Consider the following 19,445-nt stretch of genomic DNA (forward strand, 5'->3'; position numbering starts at 1 on the left):
CACCCTGGGTGTCATGCGACGACTCGAACCAGCCGGCCTCGCGGACCTCGCCGAGGCGTACGCCTATCCGGACACCACCCCCTGGCTCCGGGGCAACATGGTCGCCAGCGCGGACGGCGCCGCGACGTTCGAGGGGAAGGCCGGGGGCCTGGGGAACGAGGCCGACCGGCGGCTGTTGTCCCTCCTGCGCGGGCTGGCCGACGTCGTCGTCGTGGGCGCGGCGACGGTCCGCGTCGAGGGGTACGGGCCGGTCCACGCCCGCGAGTGGTGGGGGGACATCCGTACGGGCCGGCCGCCGGCGCCGCCGCTGGCCATCGTGTCGCGGTCGCTGGAGCTCGACTTCGACGCGCCGGTCTTCACCGAGGCGGCGAGCCGCACGATCGTCATCACCTGTGCCTCGGTCGGGGACGATCGCCGGAGAGGCGCCGAGAAGCACGCCGACGTGATCGTCGCCGGCGATGAGGCGGTCGACGTGGCCGCCGCACTGGACGCGCTGGCCGAGCGCGGGCTCACCCGCCAGCTGACCGAGGGCGGCCCGCGACTGCTCGCCCAGTTCGTCGCGGCGGGGCGGCTCGACGAGCTGTGCCTCACCGTCAGCCCGCAGCTCACGGCGGGCGACGCGGCACGGATCATCAACGGCCCGGGCGAGGGGTCGACCCCACTGCGCCTCGGGCACGTCCTGGAGGAGGAGGACTTCCTGTTCCTCCGCTACACCCGCCGCGTGGACGACGGAAGACCGTCGTAGGCGTGTTCTAGTGTGAGGTCATGGACCTGCCCGTGAGCCTGCCTCTGGCGCCGATGCTGGCCAAGGCCGTCAAGGAGCTGCCCCGGGGGGACGTGCTCTACGAGCCGAAGTGGGACGGGTTCCGGGCGGTCGTGTTCCGGGACCGCGACGAGGTGGCGATCTACGGGCGGAACGGCAAGCCGCTGGACCGCTACTTCCCCGAGCTGGTCGAGGGCTTCCGCCGCGAGCTGCCCGAGCGGTCCGTCCTCGACGGGGAGATCGTCCTGCGGAAGGGCCACGTCCTCGACTTCGACGCGCTGCAGCAGCGCATCCATCCCGCCGCGTCCCGGATCAAACTGCTCTCCGCGGAGACACCGGCGGGCTTCGTCGCCTTCGACCTGCTCGCGCTCGGCGACGAGTCGCTGCTGGAGACCCCCTTCGGCGACCGGCGCGCCCGGCTCACCGAGGCGCTCGCCGGCGCGAAGGCGCCCGTCCACGTCACGCCCGCCACCGACGCGTACGACGAGGCCCTGCGCTGGTTCGAGGAGTTCGAGGGCGCCGGGCTGGACGGCGTGGTCGTCAAGCCGCTGACCGGCGCGTACGAGCCGGACAAGCGGGCGATGTTCAAGGTCAAGCACGAGCGCACCGCCGACTGCGTGGTCGCCGGGTTCCGTTGGCACAAGTCCGGGCCGGTCGTGGGCTCGCTGCTGCTCGGCCTGTACGACGGAGACCGGCTGCAGCACGTGGGAGTCTCGGCGTCCTTCCCGATGAAGCGCCGCGAAGGGCTGGTCGCGGAGCTCGAGCCCTACCGGGTCACGGACCTCACCGGGCACCCGTGGGCCGGATGGGCCGAGCAGACCGAGGCCACGGTGGACCGCATGCCCGGGGCGATCAGCCGGTGGACCGGCAAGAAGGACCTGTCGTGGGTGCCGCTCCGGCCGGAGCTGGTGTGCGAGGTCGCCTACGACCACATGGAGGGCCGCCGGTTCCGGCACACCGCCCGGTTCCGCCGCTGGCGACCGGACCGCACGCCGGAGTCGTGCGGGTACGACCAGCTCGAGGTGCCCGTCGCGTACGACCTGGACGACATCCTCGGCGGCTGAGCCGGTTCTCCGGGAGCGGGCGGCGTGCCGGGAGACACGGACCAGGCATGGCCGCACTCGCGCGAGCCGCAGGCCGAGCGGCCACCTGGCGGAGGTGACCGCGCGGCCATCGAACACGCCCCGGCCCGCCCCAGAGATCATTTGGTTATCGAAGGCGTCCGAACGGCCCTCACCGAGTCAGTGGACCCCGATCGCGCGGAAGGAGCACCTGACGAGCTACAGGTGGAACGAGCTCTGGCGTTCAGCCATGGGCGGCTTCTTCCTCCGAATACCGAGCAAGCGTACGCTTGTCTTCGAGTATGCGTGGGACGGAAGGGATCGCGATGCGGGAGTTCTCGAACCTGATCGGCGGTGAGCTGCGCCGAACGGAGCGCATGCTCGATTCGATCAATCCGGCGACCGGCGAGGTATGGGCGAGGATCCCGCGGAGCACCGCCGAGGACGCCGACGCCGCCGTGACGGCGGCACGCGAGGCGTTCCCCGCGTGGTCCGCCATGCCGGCGGCCGGACGGGCGCACTTCCTCCGGCAGGTGGCCGGCGTCTTCGCCACGAACGCCCGGGAACTGGCCGAGATCGAGACCCGCGACAACGGCCGCATCATCAGCGAGACCGCCAAACGCGACGTCCCCGGCATGACCTATCTCTGGCACCTGGCCGCCGCCGAATGCGGCGCGGCCGTGGAGGGCAAGTCCGTGGTCCTGGGCCCGGACAGCCTCGGCCTGACGCGCCGCGTGCCGTACGGGGTGGTCGTCGGGATCATCCCGTGGAACTCCCCCATCTCCACCTTCTCGGCCAAGGCGGCGTTCGCGCTGGCGGCGGGGAACACCGTGGTCATCAAGCCCGCCGAGCAGGCGACGGTGTCGACGCTGCGCCTCGGCGAACTGCTGCGCGAGGTGTTGCCGCCCGGCGTGCTGAACATCGTCTCCGGGCTGGGCGAGGAGGCCGGCGACGCGCTCGTCCGCCATTCCGGAGTCGACCGGATCAGCCTCACGGGTTCCACCGAGACGGCGCGGATCGTCACCCGGGCCAGCACCGACGCGTTGAAACCGCTGGCCTTCGAGCTCGGCGGCAAGTCGCCGAACATCGTGTTCGCCGACGCCGACCTGGACCGTGCCGCCACCGGCGTCACGACCCAGAGCGTCTTCACGGCCAACGCCGGGCAGGTCTGCGTGGCCGGGTCCCGCATCCTCATCCAGCGGACCGTCTTCGACGAGATGATCGACCGGATGACGGCCATCGCCGGCCGGATCCGGCTCGGCGATCCGCTGTCGAAGGACACCACGATGGGGCCGATCGTCTCCCGTGAACAGTTCGAGCGGGTCACGTCCTACCTCGAGATCGCCACCAAGGAGGGCGCGGAACTGGTGTTCGGCGGGCGTTCGGGCGGCGAGATCGTGGACGAGGCGTACGCGGGCGGCTACTGGGTCGAGCCGACGCTGTTCGCGACCGAGGACAACGCGCTGCGCGTCTGCCAGGAGGAGATCTTCGGGCCGGTCGCCGTCGCGCTGCCCTTCGACACCGAGGAGGAGGCGATCGCGATCGCCAACGACTCCTCGTACGGTCTCGCGGCGGGCGTGTGGACGCGGGACCTGGGTCGCGCCCAACGAATGCTCCGCGACCTGCAAGCCGGGACGATCTGGGTGAACACCTACCGCAAGATGCCGCCCGGCCTGCCGTTCGAGGGCATGAAGGACAGCGGCTACGGCCACGACTCGGTGCTGGCCAACACCCGCGAGAAATCCTGCCTGATCGAGACGTGACGCCGGAGCCGGGGCTCAGTCGCGGCGGGCCTTGCTGGGCTGGACGCGCTTGGGCTCCCCCGCCATCTTCGGGTAGTTCGGCGGATAGGGCATGTCGCCCAGCCCGTGCTCCCGCTCGTCGCGGTCGGCCCACTCCAGCAGCGTCTCCAGGGAGAACGCCCGCTCGTCGATCGCCGCGTGCCGGTCGCCGACCTTGGCGAAGCGCTCCGGCATCGTCGCGATCGTGAAGTCCTCCGGGTCGGCGTCGGGCACTTCCTCCCAGGTCAGCGGCGCGGACACCGGGGCGTGCGGCTTGGGGCGGACGCTGTAGGCGGAGGCGATGGTGCGGTCGCGGGCGTTCTGGTTGAAGTCGATGAAGACCTTCTCGCCGCGCTCCTCCTTCCACCAGTTGGTGGTCACCAGGTCGGGCATCCGGCGCTCGATCTCCCGTCCGAAGGCCAGCGCGCTGCGGCGGACCTCGGTGAAGGTCCAGCGGGGCTCGATCCGCACGTAGACGTGGAGGCCGCGCCCCCCGGAGGTCTTCGGGAAGCCGACGAAACCGAGCTCGTCCAGGATGTCGCGGACCGCCTCCAGAGCGACCTTCCTCGCCTCCGCGAAGCCGGTGCCGGGCTGGGGGTCGAGGTCGATGCGCAGCTCGTCGGGATGGTCGACGTCCGCGCAGCGCACCGGCCACGGGTGGAAGGTGACGGTGCCCAGGTTGGCGCACCAGGCGACGGCCGCGAGCTCGGTGGGGCAGATCTCGTCGGCGTGGCGCCCGCTGGGGAAGCCGATCCGGGCCGTCTCGAGCCAGTCCGGGGCGTTCTTCGGCACCCGCTTCTGATAGAACGCGTCGCCCCGGTTGTCGGCGCGCGTGGCCATCTTCGCGCCCTCGAACACCCCGCCCGGCCAGCGCTCCAGCGTCGTCGGCCGGCGGCCCAGCGCGCGCAGGACGCCGTCGCCGACGGCCAGGTAGTAGTTGACGAGGTCCAGCTTGGTCTCCCCGCGTGCCGGGAAGTAGATCTTGTCCGGATTGGTGATCTTGACGACGCGATCTCCGACCTGGATCTCCACGAACGGCGATGCCATAACCGCACCGTACAACCGCGCACCGACAGATCACCGGAATGGCCGCTCCCGTTCCCGGGTTATGCGGGACATGACAGTCATTCGCAAGAGCGAGGAAGAGTGGAAGGTCCAGCTGTCGCCCGAGGAGTTCCGCGTCCTGCGTGAGGCGGGCACCGAGGCGCCGTGGTCCGGGGAGTACGTCTCCACCAAGACCGAAGGGGTCTACCGCTGCCGGGCGTGCGGCGCGGAGCTGTTCCGCTCGGACACCAAGTTCGACTCGCACTGCGGCTGGCCGAGCTTCTACCAGCCGACCGAGTCGGACGCGGTCACGCTGCTGCGGGACACCTCGCACGGCATGATCCGCACCGAGGTCCGCTGCGCCCGGTGCGACTCCCACCTCGGCCACGTCTTCGAGGGCGAGGGCTACCCCACCCCGACCGACCAGCGTTACTGCATCAACAGCGTCTCGCTGCACCTCGAACCGACCGAGTAGACCGCGGCCGTTCCCGGCGCCCGCCGGGGCGGACTCGCGCCGGGCGAGAACACGAAGGCGCCGGCGCGTCGCGCGCCGACGCATCTGAGAGGCGTTCCGGCATGGTTCTGGACACACAAGATCACGATCTTGTGTGTCCATGGTGGCCGTGTGATACTCCGCCGAGTGACGGCGTGCGCACCGTGGCGGCACCGGACCATCGAGGTGAGGGGAACACCAGCATGACGCCCACCTTCTCCACGTCACCGAGAACCGACGCGTTCTTCGCCGGAGCGGCCGCGGCGAAGATACGCGCCTGCGAACAGGACCTCGTCGACGACGCACGGCGATACCCCGACCTGTTCCCCGACAAGCCGTTCGCGACGGTCTACGGAGAGGTCGCGAAGACCATGGTGTTCAGCGCTCCGTGGTGCGCGCCCGACGATCTGGCGATCACCTGCCGGACGATTCTATGGATCTTCGCGCTCGACTGGCTTGTCGATCACGTCGCGGAGTCACGCCGCGACGTGGCCGACCTCACGGCTGAATGCCTGGCCGTTCGCGCCGGCCGGCCCCCTGGCTCATCGTTGGCCCGGATGCTGTTCGACATCCGTGAGGACCTACGCGCCGAGCCCATGTTCGCCCAGCTGGGCCGCCTCTGGGACGAAGAGCTGACAAAAATGATCGACGCCATGTCCAGAGAGTGGGACTGGAAAAGATCTTTCAGGGGAGCGACCCCTTCGGCGGTCCGGCCGACGCTGGAGGAGTACCTGGCGAACTCCGCCAACTTCGGCTGCACGTTCACGAACGTTACGTTCTGGATCAGCTCCGGCGACCCCGAGGCAGCCGCCTCCATCGAGGAGCTGCGGCCTGCCAGTGACACCGCGCAGCGGGCGTTGCGCCTCGTGAACGATCTGGCATCGTCCGAACGAGAGAAAACGTGGGGGGACATCAACGTCTTCGCGTTGGGTCTCGACAGAGCCCAAGTGGTCGAGCGCATCGCGCGGGTACGCCGGACCTTCGAGGACGCGCTCCTCTCGCTGGACCGCTCCAGCCCCGTCCAGGCCGATTTCCTGCGCAGGCAACTCGAATACAGCGTGACCTACTACAGCGATGGCGCTGACTACTGGTACGCGGACTGACCGTCCCCAGCCCGCCGAGAAGATCGGGTGAGACCTCGGCCGGGGCGCAACGGAAGCACGAATGCGCCGGCACGTCGCGTGCCGGCGCATTTCAGTGAGCCTCAGCGGCCTTTCCTCTGGACCTGCTGGAGGTCCTTCGCCGGGACCCACCCGGTCCTGCCATTGCTCGCCTTCACCTCGATGTAGCCGTGGGACGACCTGCCGGTGCCGGTGGTCGTCGCCCCCGCCTTGAGGTGACCGACGGTCCGCCCCGTTGAGCTCGCCGACGCCCGAACGGCGAGCTCATGCCCCTTCCTCACCCCGACGACCTGGTAGGTGGTGGTCTTCGCGCTCGGCGCGTGCGCGGCGGGCGCGGAGACAGGCCGTACGGCGGCGTTGGCCGCCGCCCCCGTCGCCAGGACCCCGCCTCCGGCGATCGTCGCGGCCGTGACAGCGGCGATGACTCGATTACGCAGCTTCATTACTACCCCCTGGTATTCGTCGGCTTTCAGGTGTTGAACACCGTAATCGCGCCATCTGGGAGCACAGTGAAGCTCGGTTAGGAGCCCGATAAGATCGGCTTGAGAGCTGGATTAACCGGATTAACGCGTTCTGAGTACCACCAGCGACTCGCAGGATCCCAGACCGTATGTAATGCTCGGAGACCGTGTCCCGCAAACGAGACCGAAGCCCACAGACCATCGCCGCAGGTGGTGCTCTCTCCCGAGCATTCGGGCGGCACAGGACCACGGTGGGCGCTCAGGGAACCCGGCCCAGCCGGCAGCTGTCGTTCGCGTCCATCTTGTTGGCGAGAACGGGGTACCCGTCACGTTCGCGCGCGTGCACGAACACCACCGGCGCCCGGCCCCGGACCTGGAGGTACGCGGCGCCCGTCTGACACAGGGCCAGGGCGGCCGGGGAGTTCGCGTCGGTGCCGGGCAGGTCGGTGTAGACGCGCAGGATCGGCGCCGTCCAGATCACCTCGCGCACGTGGCCGGCGACCTCGGGCACCGCGCTGCGGTAGTACGTCACCGCCGCCGCGTCCCGGGCGTCGTCGTGCCACCCCGGCGCGGTCGGCGTCGTGCTCGGCGTCGCGACCGGGGTCGGCCGTTCCACCTCGACCACCGGTCGGCCCGGCCGCCGGTGCGGGGCGGCCGGGACGAGCGCGACGGCCACCAGTACGAGCCCGGTCGCCCCGCCGAGCAGCAGGCACACCGGGCGTAGGGCCGAGGCCGGCAGCAGCCGGACGATCATGTCGGGCACGCCGGCGCGCGGCCGCCCGTGTCTGCCCCTCCGGCGCCCTGATCGAGTCACGCGTGGAATACTCCGCCGCGGCACGCCGACCGACCCGCCCGATGGCCAAGTCTTCGACCGCGCTTGACCCGCCGATTAGCCGGCGGACGCCGACCACGACTCTTACGGCACGAAGACGATACGACGGTCGCTTCCGCTCCGCGTCCAGTTCTCCTCCACGTCGGCGAGTGGAATGGTCTCGACGTCAAGGAGGAGTCCGCCGACGGCCGCCTGGTCGAGCAGTTCGCCGATGAGAGGATTCTCGAGACCGGGGGAAGCTTGTTCCGTCTCCTTTGACGTGCGACAGTCACTGACAAGCCCGTCCAGGATGCAAGGAGACCGCCATGCCACGCCCCTGGGAAGCCGACCCCGGAGCTCAGTTCAAACGTCGGCTCGGTAAGACCGCCGCTGAATTAGGGAACAGCCGTACGACCAACGACTGTCCCGACATCTGGGAACTCGACAACGGCGACATCGCGATCGTCGGCCGCGACATGACGACGATTTTCGCCGATCGGCTGCCGGCGGACGTCCGGATCGGCCTTGACGAACGTCTCGTGGTCATACCTCGGAACATGTTGAGCGCCGCCAAACCGGACATCCCGGATGCTTGATCGTATACGTGCGGTTCCGGGGAAGACGCTCGACGTCGCGGCCTATCACGCCATGCGGCGGGAAGAGACTCAGCACTTGACCAGACCCATCTGGAAGCTCGAACGCGCCCAGTACTTCCACGAGCCCGACGATGATCCAAGTTGGCGCGCTTTCGTCGCGGAGGACTGGCCGCGGGTGCTCGCCGTTTTCGAGGGTGAGCGGGCCGACGCACGGGCCGAGGCGGAGAACTATGCGCGGCAGGGTAGTGAGCTCCGGGGCCTGCGCATCGTCGAGCGCCCGGTGTCCCGGTACCTCCTGTGGGAGATGCAGTGGTTCAAGATCCTTGCCGAGGAGGGCACGGCGATCCGCGTCCTGGACGCCGCGCACGTCACGGACCTTGAGCGCGATGGCCGCCTATCCGAGGTCGTCGTGGACGAACACGCGCTTTACCACGTGCGATACGACGAGGATTGGCGGCCCTGTGGCGCCAGGCGCATCGACGACCCGGACGTGATTCGCCAGGCAACCGAAGAGATCTCTGCGTTGTGGAATTCGGCGGAGCCGTTCTCGCGCTACTTCAGTCGTGAGATCATGACGCTCCTGCCGTCGGCCCCATGAGGGCCGGACCCGCCAACGAGGTATGAGCCGACGAACCGATAACCGAAGCATCAGAAGCGCGCTCACCACGACCGTCCTCCTGCTCATCGCGCTGACGGCCGTTGCCTTGATCGGCATCTACCGAGTGCTCCGCCGGGGCACTGATGGACGATGAAGCAGGCTGCGGAAGGGTGGGACCGCGATCAGCTATCCGTGTCTCTGGGATGTCGCGGGGAAGCGTAGACGAGAAACACGGTCCGCTTGGTCTGATCGACGAGGTAGCGTACGCGGCCGCCGGCGGTCACCTCGTACTCCCACTGGGGGTACTCGACACCACCCAGGGTGGCGGTGGCCAGGCGCCCACGCAGTCGGTGTTGACGGTCCGGATCCCGCATGGAGATCGGATCGCTGCGTAGCGTCTCGTAACACCGCCGGGTGTTACTCGCGGCCTCATTACACAGCTCCGCCCAGCCTTTCGCCGCGTCGGTCGTGGCGAAGCGTAGCCGCCACTCGTCGCCGACCGGTGGCGGCGGGACGTCGTCGCCCCGTTCCGGACTCATGGAGCGGGCACCTCTCCATGATCCTCATCGGGAAGAGAAGTGGTCAGCCGATCCGTCAGCTCCGGATCGGCCAGGATCCGCGCGGTGGCCCGCCACTCCACGATGACGCGGTGGAGGTTGGAATGTACGTCCAGTTCAGCCGCGTCACGGACGGCATCGACGAGATCGATCACGAACTCGCGAACCTCCGTCGCCGAGAGGTGGCGGACCCAGGGGAACACCTGCGGGAGGGCGAGGAGGACGGCACGAGCGCCTTCGTCGTTGCTGATCAGCGCGGTGAACAAACGTGTGGTGACGTCCGCGGTCTCTTCGCGCTGCCGGTCGTGATGCTCGGTGGTGAGGTACAGATCCTCACCATCACGCCGCGTGACATGCACACGCTGCGCACGTTCTACGGTCTCGGCGACCCGCTTGGAGTTCTTCGACAGCTCGGAGAACGAAACGACAGGAGTGGACACGACCACACAATAGTTCGGAATACGTTCCGAAGTCAATCGCTCTTGTCTCTCCCCGGTACCGAGACGACAGTCCCGGTCAGGATCACCTCTAGGCCTGCACGGAATCGCTGGTCGCGATCGCCGGTGAGGATCGCGACGGCGTCGGAGCTTCGACCGGCTTCAGTTCCGCCCTGGCGTGGCAGCGACTGGACGAGGGCCTCCCATTCCCCGCTCGACATGAGGGCGAGGTATGCCTGTTCTTCGATGACGAAGCCGGTGGTGTAGTTGCGGAGGGCATAGGCGATGTCTCCGGCGTCGAAGGACGGCAGGATGACGCCTTCCAGCAGCTTGCGCAGTGTGGCCGAGATCGTCGCAGTCGCGGCGAAAGGTGAGTAGGAACCTGCGACGACGCGGCCGCCGTCACGGAAGGCGAGCATCGCCGCGCGCATGCGTTCGCAGCAGGTGATCACCTGATCGACGGTGGGCGAGTTCACGTCGATGTCAGCCAGGTCGATTGTGGCGTAGACCGCGTCGGCCATCGCGCGTTGGAGATCGCGCCTGTCCCGGAAGTGCTTGTAGAGCGCGCCTGGCGTGACCTCGGCCGCGACGGCCAAACGGCGCATCGTCAGTGCGTCCAACCCGTTCGCCGCCACGTAGTCATGGGCGATCGCCACGAGCCGGCGCCGGCTCAATCCACGCGAAGACATCGCCGTACAGCCTAGAGCGGCACGTTGACCGTCCCGCCACTCCCGATCTATCGTCTGCCTGGTGAACAGTGTTTACCAGTCTCCGCGTGTTCTGAAGCCGACCGTTCCTCTGGTCGTTGTTCTCGTTCTCGCCTGCGGCGCGCAGCTCATGGTGGTGCTCGACGGACTGATCGTGAACGTGGCGCTGCCGCAGATGCAGGCGGAGCTGGGGCTGTCGGCGTCGGCGCAGCAGTGGGTGGTGAACGGCTACCTGATCTCCTTCGGCGGCCTGCTGTTGCTCGCCGCGCGGGCCACGGACCTGATAGGCCACCGGAAGATCTTCCTCGCCGGGGTCACGGTGTTCACCCTGGCCAGCCTCGCCGGCGGTCTCGCCCACGATCCGGCGACGCTGCTCGCCGCGCGCCTGGTGCAGGGAATCGGCGCGGCCGCGTTGGCGCCGAGCAGTCTGAGCCTGCTCACGATGACCCACACCGGCGAGCAACGCACCCGCGCCCTGTCCATCTGGAGCGCCACGTCCGGCTCAGCGGGAGCACTCGGCCTTGTATTGGGCGGAGCGATCACAAGCGGCCTGGGCTGGCGCTGGGTGCTGCTCATCAACGTCCCGATCGGCGCCGCGCTGTGGATCTCGGCATCGGCGTCCCTCATCCCGTCGCACAACCGCGACCGACGGCCCCTCGACCTTCCCGGAGCGGTCACAGTGACCCTCGGCGCAGCGGCACTGACCTTTGGCATCTCCCAGGTCGGCGGATACGGATGGACCTCAGAACGCGTCATCGTCGCCGTGCTCGCCGCGGCCGCCCTGCTGGGGCTGTTCGTCGTCGCCGAACAGCGCGGTCCGGCCCCTCTGGTCCAGCTGTCGATCCTGCGACGCGGCAACATCCTCGTCGCGAATGTGATCGTCGCCGGCCTCGGCGCGATCATGACGGCGACCCTGTACTTCCTGTCCCTCTACCAGCAGCGGGTCCTCGGTGACAGCCCTCTGCGAACCGGGCTCGCCCTTGTGCCGATGAGCGCCGTCCTGACGCTCGGCGCGATCACCTCCAAGTCGCTGCTACCCAGGTTCGGCGCACGCCGCCTCGTAGTCGCGGGAGGCCTCGTGATGGCGGGCGGTCTGGTTTGGCTGGCCACCATTTCGGCGCACAGCGACTATCTGCCGCACATCCTCGGGCCAACGCTGGTCTGGGCAGCCGGAGCGAGCATCGTGACCCTGCCCTGCGTCGCCCTCGCTACCGCCGGCGTCGATGCCGAACATGCGGGCCTCGCATCAGGACTCGTCAACACCGCACGACAGACCGGGGGTGCAATGGGTCTGGCCGCCCTGGCCACCGTCGCCAGTAGGGCAACCGCCCACTCGCGCTCCACCGAATCGCTGGACCGCGTCGTTCACGGGTACAGCGTCGCCATGCTTGTCGCGGGGGGTATCGCCGTGCTTGTTGCGCTCGTCGCACTGGGGCCCGGACGAACGAAGAGATGGAAGGCTGTTGGATCAGACACCATCGCTGACCGATAGGGGTGCGGGTCGGCCGGGGTGTGCAGAAGGCTCGGCGACCGCGTGTCCGAAAGGGACCTAAGCCCGCGCGTGGGCACTGCGGGCGGAGCTTTTCCGAGCCATCGGCACGGCCCTCTGACACCGCCCCCGGGACGGTCTGGGCATACGCGACGCATCGCGCGCCTGAGGCGCGTCTCGTCTCGCCGGTGTCCCCTCAGACGGTGCCTTGGGCCGGCTGAGGGGACGCCTGGGAACGCGATGGTGGCCGGCGGACGGCCGATCTGGGATCAGGGCAGGGCGGCGACGAGTTCGGAGACCGGCTTGCGGGCGCCGGTGTAGAACGGGATCTCCTCGCGGACGTGGCGCCGCGCCGCCGCGCCGCGCAGGTGGCGCATCAGGTCGACGATGCGGTGCAGCTCGTCCGCCTCGAAGGCCAGGATCCACTCGTAGTCGCCGAGCGAGAACGACGAGACCGTGTTGGCCCGCACGTCCGGGTAGCCGCGCGCCATCATCCCGTGCTCGGCGAGCATCGCGCGGCGCTCCTCGTCGGGCAGGAGGTACCACTCGTAGGACCGGACGAACGGGTAGACGGAGACGTAGGCGCGCGGCTCTTCGTCGGCGAGGAACGCCGGGACGTGGCTCTTGTTGAACTCCGCCGGGCGGTGCAGGGCCATCACCGACCACACCGGCTCGGAGGCGCGGCCGAGCGCCGTCCGGCGGAAGCGGTGGTAGATCTCCTGCAGGTCGTCGGAGCTCGGCGCGTGCCACCAGAACATGTAGTCGGCGTCGGCGCGCAGCCCGGCGACGTCGTACAGGCCGCGGGTCGTGACGTCCTTGGCCGCCGCCTGCTCGAGCAGGTCCTCGACCTCACGGGCGACCGCCGCGCGGTCCGCCTCGGCGAGGTCGCGGGCCCGGAACACCGACCACATGGTGTACCGGATGACCTCGTTGAGCTCCCGTGCCTTCGGTCGGCCCGTCTCTGCGGCACTCACGGTCGCACTCCTCATCGTTGTTCGGGGGACGCCTGCGGGGGTCACTCGGGCCGGCCGCCACGGTCGCCGACCGGCTCGGCGCCCCGGTTCGATTCTCCCCGACCCTTCAGGTGGTCGAGCACCCGGGCCGCCGCGACCCGGGCGGACGCGACGCACGCGGGGACGCCGACGCCGTCGTAGGCCGCGCCGCACACCGCCACACCGGGCAGCCCGGCGACCGCCGCGCGGATCCGCGCCACCCGTTCGAGGTGCCCGACGGTGTACTGCGGCAGCCCGCCGCCCCACCGGGTGACCCGCGAGTCGATCGGCAGCTCGTTGACGTCGGCGGTACGGGCCAGCTCCGTCATCGCCGCGGCCTTCAGCTCCTCGTCGGAACGCTGGAGCGCCTGCTCGTCGCCGTACCGGCCGATGGAACAGCGGACGACCACCAGGTCGGGCGAACCGTCGGTGAGGTGCGGCCACTTGGTCGTGCTGAACGTGACGGCCTTGACGTCCCGCGTCTCGATCGCGGGCACCAGGTAGCCGCTGCGGTACGGCCGCTCGGGGAAGGCCGTGACCGAGTACGCGAGTGTGATGATCGCCATGCTCGCGTACTCGACGCGGTCGAGTTCGGCGGCCGCGACCGGGGACGCGTCCTTCAGGAGGCGTCCGGTGGGCCGGGCGGGCACCGCCAGGACGACGGCGTCCACGTCGAGGGACTCGGGCGCGCGGGCGGGTCCGATCGTGAGGCGCCAGCCATCGGGCGTACGGGCCAGCTCGCGCACCATCGCCCCGGTGCGCACGGTGCCGCCGAGCTCGGCGACCTTGGCGGCCAGCGCGCCCGGCAGCGCGCCCATCCCGTCGACGAGCGTGGTGAACACCGGCCCGGGGTTGGCGGGCGCCGCCTCGACGACGGCGCGGGCGGCGTTGATCAGGGACCGGCGGCTCCGGGAGGCGGCGGCCAGCCCGCCCATCGTCGCCTCGAACGAGAGCTCCTCGACCCGTCCGGCGTACACCCCGCCGAGCAGCGGCTCGACCAGGCGGTCCACCACCTCGCGGCCGACGCGCGCGCCGACGTAGTCGGCCACCGACACGTCCTCGCCCCGGGGGGTCTCGGGGCGGACCAGGTCGAGCGGCACCCGGGCCAGGCCGGCGGGTGAGAGCACCTGGGAGCGGGCGAGGGCGGCCAGGTCGGCGGGCACGCCCATCACCTGCCCGGCGGGCATCGGGTGCAGGGCGCCCCGGCTCCAGATCGCCGACGACGTGGTGCCGGGGTAGACGAGCCGGTCGCCGAGCCCGAGCTCGCGGACGAGATCCAGGCCCTCGGGGCGGCGGGCGAGCATCGCCTCGGCGCCCTCGTCCACGGCGACACCGGCGATCTCGCTCGCCCTCAGCTTTCCCCCGACGTCCGTCGTCCCCTCCAGGAGGGTGACGCGGGCGCCCTGCTTCGCCAGCTCGTACGCGGCGGTCAGCCCGGCGACTCCCCCGCCGACGACGGCGACGTGGCCACGGTGCGACTGCTTGGTCATGGGTCCACGATGGCAGACGTTCCGGGCGACCGGCGTTCAGGGTCGCGGCGCGTCCGTGATCCCGGCGCGTCGGGAACGTGACGGGATCGCGACCGCGCCCCGCGAACCGTGATTCACGTCACGACGTCTTCTTTACATGAGGGCTTTTCTCTGGGTGTTAGTCACCGTGCTGCTCGTCGGAGGCTGCGCCGGCTCGAGCGGTTCGAGCGGCGTCAACGGTGCGGCCCGCTCGGGCGCGGCGGGGGCCGCGGCGCTGAGGGGACCGGCGGGCGGCGCCGCGAAGACCGCCGCGGCGGCGAACCTCACGCCCGCCCAGGCGATCGTGTACACCGCCTCCGTGACCGTGCGGGCCGGGGACGTCACCGCCGCGGCGTCGCGGGCGAAGCAGATCGTCACCGGCGCGGGCGGCTACATCGGCGGTGAGGACGCCGAGACCTCCTCCGGCTCCCGGCCGGGGACGACGATCACGTTCAAGGTCCCGGCGGCACGGTACGCGGAGGTCCTCGACCGACTGGGATCCGCGCGGATCGGCCGGCGGACGTCGCTGCAGCAACATGCCGAGGACGTGACGCAAGAGGTCGCGGACGTCGACAGCCGGGTCGCCTCGGCCAAGGCCACGCTCGCCTCGTTCCGCGCCCTCCTGGCCAAGGCGACGACCGTGAGCGAGGTGATACAGGTCGAGCAGGAGATCTCCCAGCGAGAGTCGGACCTGGAGTCGCTGCAGGCGCGTCAGCGGACGCTGGCCCGGCAGACGGCGTACGCGACCGTCACCCTGCGCGTCGAGGGCGGCGGCGCGCCGGCGAAGCGGCGGACGCACGGCTTCACCGGCGGGCTCGCGGCCGGCTGGCGGGCGTTCACCGCGTTCGTCGGCGTGCTCACGCTGGTGCTCGGGTGGGCACTGCCGTTCCTCGTCGTCGCCGCGGTGATCGGCCTGCCGGTCTACGGGCTGCGGAGGCGCCGGCGTCTCTCGCGGCCCGGAGCCGAACCGCAGGGTCCGGCCTGACCCGCGACGCCGCTCATCCGGCCCGGCGCCCCCTCGAGCCTGCGGCGTCGGTCAGCGGGCCGACTCCTCGTGGACGAGGTCGACGAGGCGGGCGAGCTTGTCGGGGTCGGTCGTGGGCAGCACGCCGTGGCCCAGGTTGAAGACGTGCCCCTCGGCGGTACGGCCGCGGGCGAGCACGTCGCGGGTGCGGTCCGCGATGACGTCCCAGGGGGCGAACAGGATCGCCGGGTCGAGGTTGCCCTGCAGCGCCTTGCCGGGGCCGACGCGCAGAACGGCCTCGTCGAGCGGCACCCGCCAGTCGACGCCGACGACGTCGGCGCCGGCCTCGCCCATCAGGCCGAGGAGCTCACCGGTCCCGACGCCGAAGTGGATGCGCGGCACGTCGTACGGCGCCAGCGCTTCGAAGATCTTGCGGCTGTGCGGCAGCACCGACGTCCGGTAGTCCTCCGGGCCGACGCCGCCCACCCACGAGTCGAACAGCTGGATCGCGCGTGCCCCGGCCTCGACCTGGACCTTCAGGTAGGCCGCGGCGATGTCGGCCAGCCGGTCGAGCAGGCGGGCCCACAGCTCGGGCTCGCCGTACATCATCGCCTTCGTCCGGTCGTGGGTCTTGGACGGACCGCCCTCGATGAGGTACGACGCGAGCGTGAACGGGCCGCCGGCGAACCCGATCAGCGGGGTGCCGCCGAGTTCGCCGGTGAGCGCCTGGACCGCCTCGGTGGCGAAGGCGACGTCGCCGGGCTCCAGCGGGCGCAGCCGGTCGACCGCGGCGGCGTCGCGGACGGGGTCGGCGATCACCGGGCCGACGCCGGGCTTGATGTCGAGGTCGATGCCGATCGCCTTGAGCGGCACGACGATGTCGCTGAAGAAGATCGCCGCGTCGACGGCGTAGCGCCGGACGGGCTGCATCGTGATCTCGACGACGAGGTCGGGCCGGGCGCAGGCCTCGAGCATGGGGATGCCCGCACGCGCCTCGCGGTACTCCGGCAGCGAGCGGCCCGCCTGGCGCATGAACCACACGGGCGTGTGCGGCACCGGCCGGCGGCGGCAGGCGAGCAGGAAGGCGCTCTCCTCGCCCGGCCCGGAGGCGGCCGTGGCGCTGTCTTGCGGCATGACAGTGCTCTCCCGTCTGGCTTCCCGCGAAACGTTGTGGGCTTGAGGCACGCTCTGGATCGTCCCACGAATCGGCGCGCCGCTACGCACCGGCCCGCGGACCGGCCCCGGCGGTGACCCGCTCCGGGACCCGCGCGGTCGAACGGCTCCGACGGTGGGCCCGCTCCGGACGTGCGCGTTGGAACGGTCCCGCAGCCGTTCCGGGTCCCATACGATGTGGTCCCGACGCGGGCGGACGGGAACGTCGTCAAGGGCATGGCCCTAAGTCCGTTATGAGAATCTTCAGGACACGCCGAGCGATGTCCTGCGATCGCGGCGGGGCACATGCGACCGTGTGAACGCTCCCCTGCCGAATCGAGGGAGGTCACCGAGATGGCCCTCACACGTCATTGTTCCGCCTGTGGCGGCGAACGCCGCTTCGAGCAGCCGCCGTGCGCGGACGGCCACGGCGTGGACTGCCCCGAGTGGGCGTGTGTGGACTGTGGCATGGCGATCCTGATCGGCGACACGCCCGAGATCCTGATCACCGTTCGATCCGAGGCCGCCTGAGGCCTCTTGTGCTGATTTGTCCGTCAACGCGTTCCGAGGTGTGCCCGGTGGATCGGCCGTACGCCCGATGACCGCCCGAAGTGACCCCGCTCCGGGACCGTTCCAACGCGCGCTTGAGACCTTGCGCGCCGTGGTCGACGCCGAACCGGCGCGACCGGAACTCCTGATCGAGGACATGCCCGCCCCGCAGCGGCTGGCGCCGTACGCCGCTGCGATCATGGCGACGGTGTACCGCGAGGACGACACCGAGCTCGCCGTCGGCCGCCTGATCGTGCTGTACGACCCCGAGGGGCAGCGCGGCTGGGACGGGGACTTCCGGCTGGTCGCCTACGTACGGGCCGAGCTGGAGCCGGAGATCGCGGCGGACCCGCTGATCGGCCCGGTCGGGTGGAGCTGGCTGACCGAGGCCCTGGAGGGTCATCGGGCCGGTTACAAGGCCGCGTCGGGCACGATCACCCGTGCGGTCTCGGAGAGCTTCGGGGACAAGGGCGCCGATCCGGCCACGACCGAGCTGGAGCTTCGCGCCTCCTGGTCACCGATGAGTGATGATATTGCTGGGCATATCAGTGCGTGGTGCGATGTTCTATGTCAGGCGGCCGGCTTGCCGCCGGCGGGAGTCACCTCACTGCCGAGTCCAGGAGCTTGAACACATACGGTAGGCGCGTGGAAGTGTCGGAAGCAGAAGTCGTACCCCTACTTGAACCACGGGAGGGCATTCCTCCGGTCATCGAGACTCCGGAGGTGCTCCAAGAGGCCGTCGAGCGCCTGGCCGCCGGGGAGGGCCCGGTCGCGGTGGACGCCGAACGCGCGTCCGGCTACCGCTATGGCCAGCGGGCCTACCTCGTACAGGTGCGCCGCCGCGGCGCCGGATCGTTCCTGATCGACCCGGTTCCCTGCTCCGACCTGTCCGCGCTGGACGCCGCGCTCGCCGACGCCGAGATGGTGCTGCACGCGGCCAGCCAGGACCTGCCGTGCCTGTCCGAACTCGGGCTGACGCCCCGGCGCCTGTTCGACACCGAACTGGCCGGCCGGCTGCTCGGCTACCCGCGCGTCGGCCTCGGCACGATGGTCGAGACCATCCTCGGCTTCACCCTGGAGAAGGGGCACTCGGCGGCCGACTGGTCCAGCCGTCCGCTGCCCGCCGACTGGCTCCGCTACGCCGCGCTCGACGTCGAGCTCCTGGTCGAGCTGCGCGACGCGCTGCAGGTGGAGCTGGAGGAGGCGGGCAAGCTCGAGTGGGCCCTGGAGGAGTTCGCCGCGATCCTGGCCACGCCGCCGAAGGAGCCCCGGCAGGACCCCTGGCGCCGCACCTCCGGCATCCACCGGCTGCGCAGCCGCCGGAGCCTCGCCGTCGTCCGCGAGCTGTGGACGACCCGCGACCGGATCGCCCGCGACCGCGACCTGTCCCCCGGCCGGGTCCTGCCCGACGCCGCGATCGTCGAGGCCGCGCTCGAACTCCCCCGCACCCCGGACGACCTGGCGGCGCTGTCGACGTTCCGCGGGCGCAACACCCGGCGGCACGCGCCGGCGTGGTTCCGCGCGGTGCAGCGGGGGCGCACGCTCCCGGACACCTCGCTGCCCGAGCACAGCGTTCCCGGTGACGGGCCGCCGCCCGCGCACCGCTGGGCCGAGCGCGACCCGGCGGCGGCCGAGCGGCTCAGCGCCCTGCGGTCCGTGGTCGCCGCGCTGGCCGACGAGCACACGCTGCCCACGGAGAACCTCCTGCAGCCCGATTCCGTACGCCGGCTCGCCTGGTCCCCGCCCGAGGAGGCCACGCCGGAGGCGGTGGGCGCCGCGCTCAGCGGCCTCGGGGCGCGTACCTGGCAGGTCACGCTGACGGCCACGCCTCTCGCCAAGGCGCTGTTCCGGCTGGCCGCCAAGCGTGAGTCCTGATCGGCGGGCCTCCGGCGCCGACCGGATCGTCACGCGACGTCTCGTCCTGGACCGGCTCGAACCTCGCTCCGCCCGCGCGCTCTCCCAGGGCGACTGCTCGGGGATGGTCCCCGCGCGCGGGTGGCCGACGGACGCGACCGCGATCGTCGCGCACCGGGCGGCCGTGGACGCCGAGGCGCTCACCTGGCTGATCCACCGGGAGGGCGCCGTGATCGGGGAGTGCGGGATCAAGCACGGCCCGGGCGCCGACGGGGCGGTCGAGATCGGCTACGGGCTCGGCGCGCCCTGGCGGTCGCAGGGGTACGGCACGGAGGCGGTCCGCGGGCTGCTGGGCCGGCTCGAGGAGCTCCCGGCCTGCCACCGGGCCACCGCCGAGGTCCACGAGGCGAACCTCCCGTCCCGGCGGCTCCTGGAACGGCTCGGGTTCTCCATCGACGCCCTCACACCGCCGTACGTCTGGTACGCCCGCGCCCTCGGGTGACAGGG

At 70.7% G+C, this 19,445-nt stretch carries 22 protein-coding genes; 13 read left to right on the forward strand and 9 right to left on the reverse strand.

Features of this window, described 5'->3' with window-relative positions; all coding sequences use genetic code 11:
* Positions 1-13 precede the first annotated feature (13 nt).
* The 3 genes from AB0K82_RS25250 to AB0K82_RS25260 all read left to right on the forward strand — a co-directional run bounded on the left by AB0K82_RS25250 (position 14) and on the right by AB0K82_RS25260 (position 3,587).
* A complete protein-coding gene (locus AB0K82_RS25250) occupies positions 14-745 on the forward strand; it encodes a pyrimidine reductase family protein (protein ID WP_364401111.1) in 732 nt (243 codons plus the stop codon).
* A 20-nt stretch (positions 746-765) separates the two neighbouring features.
* Positions 766-1,827, forward strand: coding sequence for an ATP-dependent DNA ligase (locus tag AB0K82_RS25255; RefSeq protein WP_364401113.1), 1,062 nt, complete (start codon positions 766-768; stop codon positions 1,825-1,827).
* Between the two features lie 323 nt (positions 1,828-2,150).
* Positions 2,151-3,587 (forward strand): aldehyde dehydrogenase family protein, encoded by a 1,437-nt coding sequence (locus AB0K82_RS25260; protein ID WP_364401116.1) that lies wholly within the window; start codon positions 2,151-2,153, stop codon positions 3,585-3,587.
* Positions 3,588-3,602: 15 nt separating this feature from the next.
* Here the strand turns inward: AB0K82_RS25260 and ligD are convergent, their stop codons facing one another.
* Positions 3,603-4,652 carry a non-homologous end-joining DNA ligase gene (gene ligD / locus AB0K82_RS25265; protein WP_364401119.1) on the reverse strand — a complete coding sequence of 350 codons (1,050 nt, stop codon included), beginning with the start codon at positions 4,650-4,652 and terminating at the stop codon, positions 3,603-3,605.
* A gap of 70 nt (positions 4,653-4,722) precedes the next feature.
* Between ligD and msrB the strand changes: the two genes are divergently transcribed.
* Positions 4,723-5,124 (forward strand): peptide-methionine (R)-S-oxide reductase MsrB, encoded by a 402-nt coding sequence (gene msrB, locus AB0K82_RS25270; RefSeq protein ID WP_364401121.1) that lies wholly within the window; start codon positions 4,723-4,725, stop codon positions 5,122-5,124.
* Positions 5,125-5,345: 221 nt separating this feature from the next.
* Positions 5,346-6,245 carry a terpene synthase family protein gene (locus AB0K82_RS25275; RefSeq protein WP_364401124.1) on the forward strand — a complete coding sequence of 300 codons (900 nt, stop codon included), beginning with the start codon at positions 5,346-5,348 and terminating at the stop codon, positions 6,243-6,245.
* A gap of 101 nt (positions 6,246-6,346) precedes the next feature.
* Here AB0K82_RS25275 and AB0K82_RS25280 read toward each other — a convergent pair whose 3' ends face one another.
* Positions 6,347-6,706 carry an SH3 domain-containing protein gene (locus tag AB0K82_RS25280; RefSeq protein ID WP_364401127.1) on the reverse strand — a complete coding sequence of 120 codons (360 nt, stop codon included), beginning with the start codon at positions 6,704-6,706 and terminating at the stop codon, positions 6,347-6,349.
* A 277-nt stretch (positions 6,707-6,983) separates the two neighbouring features.
* On the reverse strand, positions 6,984-7,487 hold the full coding sequence (locus AB0K82_RS25285; protein WP_364401130.1) for a hypothetical protein: 504 nt from the start codon (positions 7,485-7,487) through the stop codon (positions 6,984-6,986).
* A gap of 374 nt (positions 7,488-7,861) precedes the next feature.
* On the opposite strand from AB0K82_RS25285, the gene AB0K82_RS25290 reads away from it, so the two are divergent.
* Entirely contained in the window at positions 7,862-8,131 is a 270-nt protein-coding gene (locus AB0K82_RS25290; protein ID WP_364401133.1) for a hypothetical protein, read from the forward strand.
* A 76-nt stretch (positions 8,132-8,207) separates the two neighbouring features.
* A complete protein-coding gene (locus tag AB0K82_RS25295; RefSeq protein ID WP_364401135.1) occupies positions 8,208-8,729 on the forward strand; it encodes a DUF6879 family protein in 522 nt (173 codons plus the stop codon).
* A gap of 182 nt (positions 8,730-8,911) precedes the next feature.
* Here the strand turns inward: AB0K82_RS25295 and AB0K82_RS25300 are convergent, their stop codons facing one another.
* The 3 genes from AB0K82_RS25300 to AB0K82_RS25310 are packed head-to-tail and all read right to left on the reverse strand — an operon-like array spanning position 8,912 to position 10,412.
* Complete coding sequence (locus AB0K82_RS25300; protein ID WP_364401138.1) at positions 8,912-9,268, reverse strand: hypothetical protein; 357 nt, start codon at positions 9,266-9,268, stop codon at positions 8,912-8,914.
* The gene (locus tag AB0K82_RS25305) at positions 9,265-9,762 is read right to left on the reverse strand and encodes a hypothetical protein (protein WP_364401141.1); all 498 of its coding nucleotides are present in this window, start codon (positions 9,760-9,762) and stop codon (positions 9,265-9,267) included. Before AB0K82_RS25305 ends, AB0K82_RS25300 begins: the two co-directional genes overlap by 4 nt.
* A complete protein-coding gene (locus AB0K82_RS25310) occupies positions 9,759-10,412 on the reverse strand; it encodes a TetR/AcrR family transcriptional regulator (protein ID WP_364401143.1) in 654 nt (217 codons plus the stop codon). The genes AB0K82_RS25305 and AB0K82_RS25310 overlap by 4 nt, the downstream gene beginning before the upstream one ends.
* Before the next feature lie 61 nt (positions 10,413-10,473).
* Here AB0K82_RS25310 and AB0K82_RS25315 point away from each other — a divergent pair, with 61 nt between their 5' ends.
* Positions 10,474-11,922 carry an MFS transporter gene (locus AB0K82_RS25315; RefSeq protein WP_364401146.1) on the forward strand — a complete coding sequence of 483 codons (1,449 nt, stop codon included), beginning with the start codon at positions 10,474-10,476 and terminating at the stop codon, positions 11,920-11,922.
* A 266-nt stretch (positions 11,923-12,188) separates the two neighbouring features.
* On the opposite strand, the gene hemQ is transcribed toward AB0K82_RS25315, so the two are convergent.
* Both hemQ and hemG read right to left on the reverse strand, forming a co-directional pair.
* Entirely contained in the window at positions 12,189-12,893 is a 705-nt protein-coding gene (gene hemQ / locus AB0K82_RS25320; protein WP_364401147.1) for a hydrogen peroxide-dependent heme synthase, read from the reverse strand.
* 41 nt (positions 12,894-12,934) lie between these two features.
* Positions 12,935-14,401, reverse strand: coding sequence for a protoporphyrinogen oxidase (gene hemG / locus AB0K82_RS25325; RefSeq protein WP_364401150.1), 1,467 nt, complete (start codon positions 14,399-14,401; stop codon positions 12,935-12,937).
* A 136-nt stretch (positions 14,402-14,537) separates the two neighbouring features.
* Between hemG and AB0K82_RS25330 the strand changes: the two genes are divergently transcribed.
* Positions 14,538-15,404, forward strand: a complete 867-nt coding sequence (locus AB0K82_RS25330) for a DUF4349 domain-containing protein (RefSeq protein ID WP_364401152.1) — start codon at positions 14,538-14,540, stop codon at positions 15,402-15,404.
* Between the two features lie 51 nt (positions 15,405-15,455).
* Here AB0K82_RS25330 and hemE read toward each other — a convergent pair whose 3' ends face one another.
* Positions 15,456-16,517 carry a uroporphyrinogen decarboxylase gene (gene hemE / locus AB0K82_RS25335; RefSeq protein WP_364401155.1) on the reverse strand — a complete coding sequence of 354 codons (1,062 nt, stop codon included), beginning with the start codon at positions 16,515-16,517 and terminating at the stop codon, positions 15,456-15,458.
* Between the two features lie 372 nt (positions 16,518-16,889).
* Here hemE and AB0K82_RS25340 point away from each other — a divergent pair, with 372 nt between their 5' ends.
* The 4 genes from AB0K82_RS25340 (at position 16,890) to AB0K82_RS25355 (ending at position 19,440) form a co-directional block, all read left to right on the forward strand.
* Positions 16,890-17,066 carry a hypothetical protein gene (locus AB0K82_RS25340; RefSeq protein ID WP_364401157.1) on the forward strand — a complete coding sequence of 59 codons (177 nt, stop codon included), beginning with the start codon at positions 16,890-16,892 and terminating at the stop codon, positions 17,064-17,066.
* Between the two features lie 67 nt (positions 17,067-17,133).
* The gene (locus AB0K82_RS25345) at positions 17,134-17,712 is read left to right on the forward strand and encodes a DUF3000 domain-containing protein (protein ID WP_364401159.1); all 579 of its coding nucleotides are present in this window, start codon (positions 17,134-17,136) and stop codon (positions 17,710-17,712) included.
* 23 nt (positions 17,713-17,735) lie between these two features.
* A complete protein-coding gene (locus tag AB0K82_RS25350) occupies positions 17,736-18,959 on the forward strand; it encodes a ribonuclease D (RefSeq protein WP_364401249.1) in 1,224 nt (407 codons plus the stop codon).
* Positions 18,949-19,440, forward strand: coding sequence for a GNAT family N-acetyltransferase (locus AB0K82_RS25355; RefSeq protein WP_364401162.1), 492 nt, complete (start codon positions 18,949-18,951; stop codon positions 19,438-19,440). The genes AB0K82_RS25350 and AB0K82_RS25355 overlap by 11 nt, the downstream gene beginning before the upstream one ends.
* Positions 19,441-19,445 lie beyond the last annotated feature (5 nt).

Source organism: Actinoallomurus sp. NPDC052274, assembly GCF_040679475.1.
Taxonomy (GTDB): domain Bacteria; phylum Actinomycetota; class Actinomycetes; order Streptosporangiales; family Streptosporangiaceae; genus Actinoallomurus; species Actinoallomurus liliacearum.

Coding starts and splice junctions, on each gene's coding strand:
- AB0K82_RS25250 (WP_364401111.1), top strand. CDS start 14: ATGCGACGACTCGAACCAGCCGGCCTCGCGGACCTCGCCGAGGCGTAC.
- AB0K82_RS25255 (WP_364401113.1), top strand. CDS start 766: ATGGACCTGCCCGTGAGCCTGCCTCTGGCGCCGATGCTGGCCAAGGCC.
- AB0K82_RS25260 (WP_364401116.1), top strand. CDS start 2,151: ATGCGGGAGTTCTCGAACCTGATCGGCGGTGAGCTGCGCCGAACGGAG.
- ligD (WP_364401119.1), bottom strand. CDS start 4,652: ATGGCATCGCCGTTCGTGGAGATCCAGGTCGGAGATCGCGTCGTCAAG.
- msrB (WP_364401121.1), top strand. CDS start 4,723: ATGACAGTCATTCGCAAGAGCGAGGAAGAGTGGAAGGTCCAGCTGTCG.
- AB0K82_RS25275 (WP_364401124.1), top strand. CDS start 5,346: ATGACGCCCACCTTCTCCACGTCACCGAGAACCGACGCGTTCTTCGCC.
- AB0K82_RS25280 (WP_364401127.1), bottom strand. CDS start 6,706: ATGAAGCTGCGTAATCGAGTCATCGCCGCTGTCACGGCCGCGACGATC.
- AB0K82_RS25290 (WP_364401133.1), top strand. CDS start 7,862: ATGCCACGCCCCTGGGAAGCCGACCCCGGAGCTCAGTTCAAACGTCGG.
- AB0K82_RS25300 (WP_364401138.1), bottom strand. CDS start 9,268: ATGAGTCCGGAACGGGGCGACGACGTCCCGCCGCCACCGGTCGGCGAC.
- AB0K82_RS25310 (WP_364401143.1), bottom strand. CDS start 10,412: ATGTCTTCGCGTGGATTGAGCCGGCGCCGGCTCGTGGCGATCGCCCAT.
- hemG (WP_364401150.1), bottom strand. CDS start 14,401: ATGACCAAGCAGTCGCACCGTGGCCACGTCGCCGTCGTCGGCGGGGGA.
- AB0K82_RS25330 (WP_364401152.1), top strand. CDS start 14,538: ATGAGGGCTTTTCTCTGGGTGTTAGTCACCGTGCTGCTCGTCGGAGGC.
- hemE (WP_364401155.1), bottom strand. CDS start 16,517: ATGCCGCAAGACAGCGCCACGGCCGCCTCCGGGCCGGGCGAGGAGAGC.
- AB0K82_RS25340 (WP_364401157.1), top strand. CDS start 16,890: ATGGCCCTCACACGTCATTGTTCCGCCTGTGGCGGCGAACGCCGCTTC.
- AB0K82_RS25345 (WP_364401159.1), top strand. CDS start 17,134: ATGACCGCCCGAAGTGACCCCGCTCCGGGACCGTTCCAACGCGCGCTT.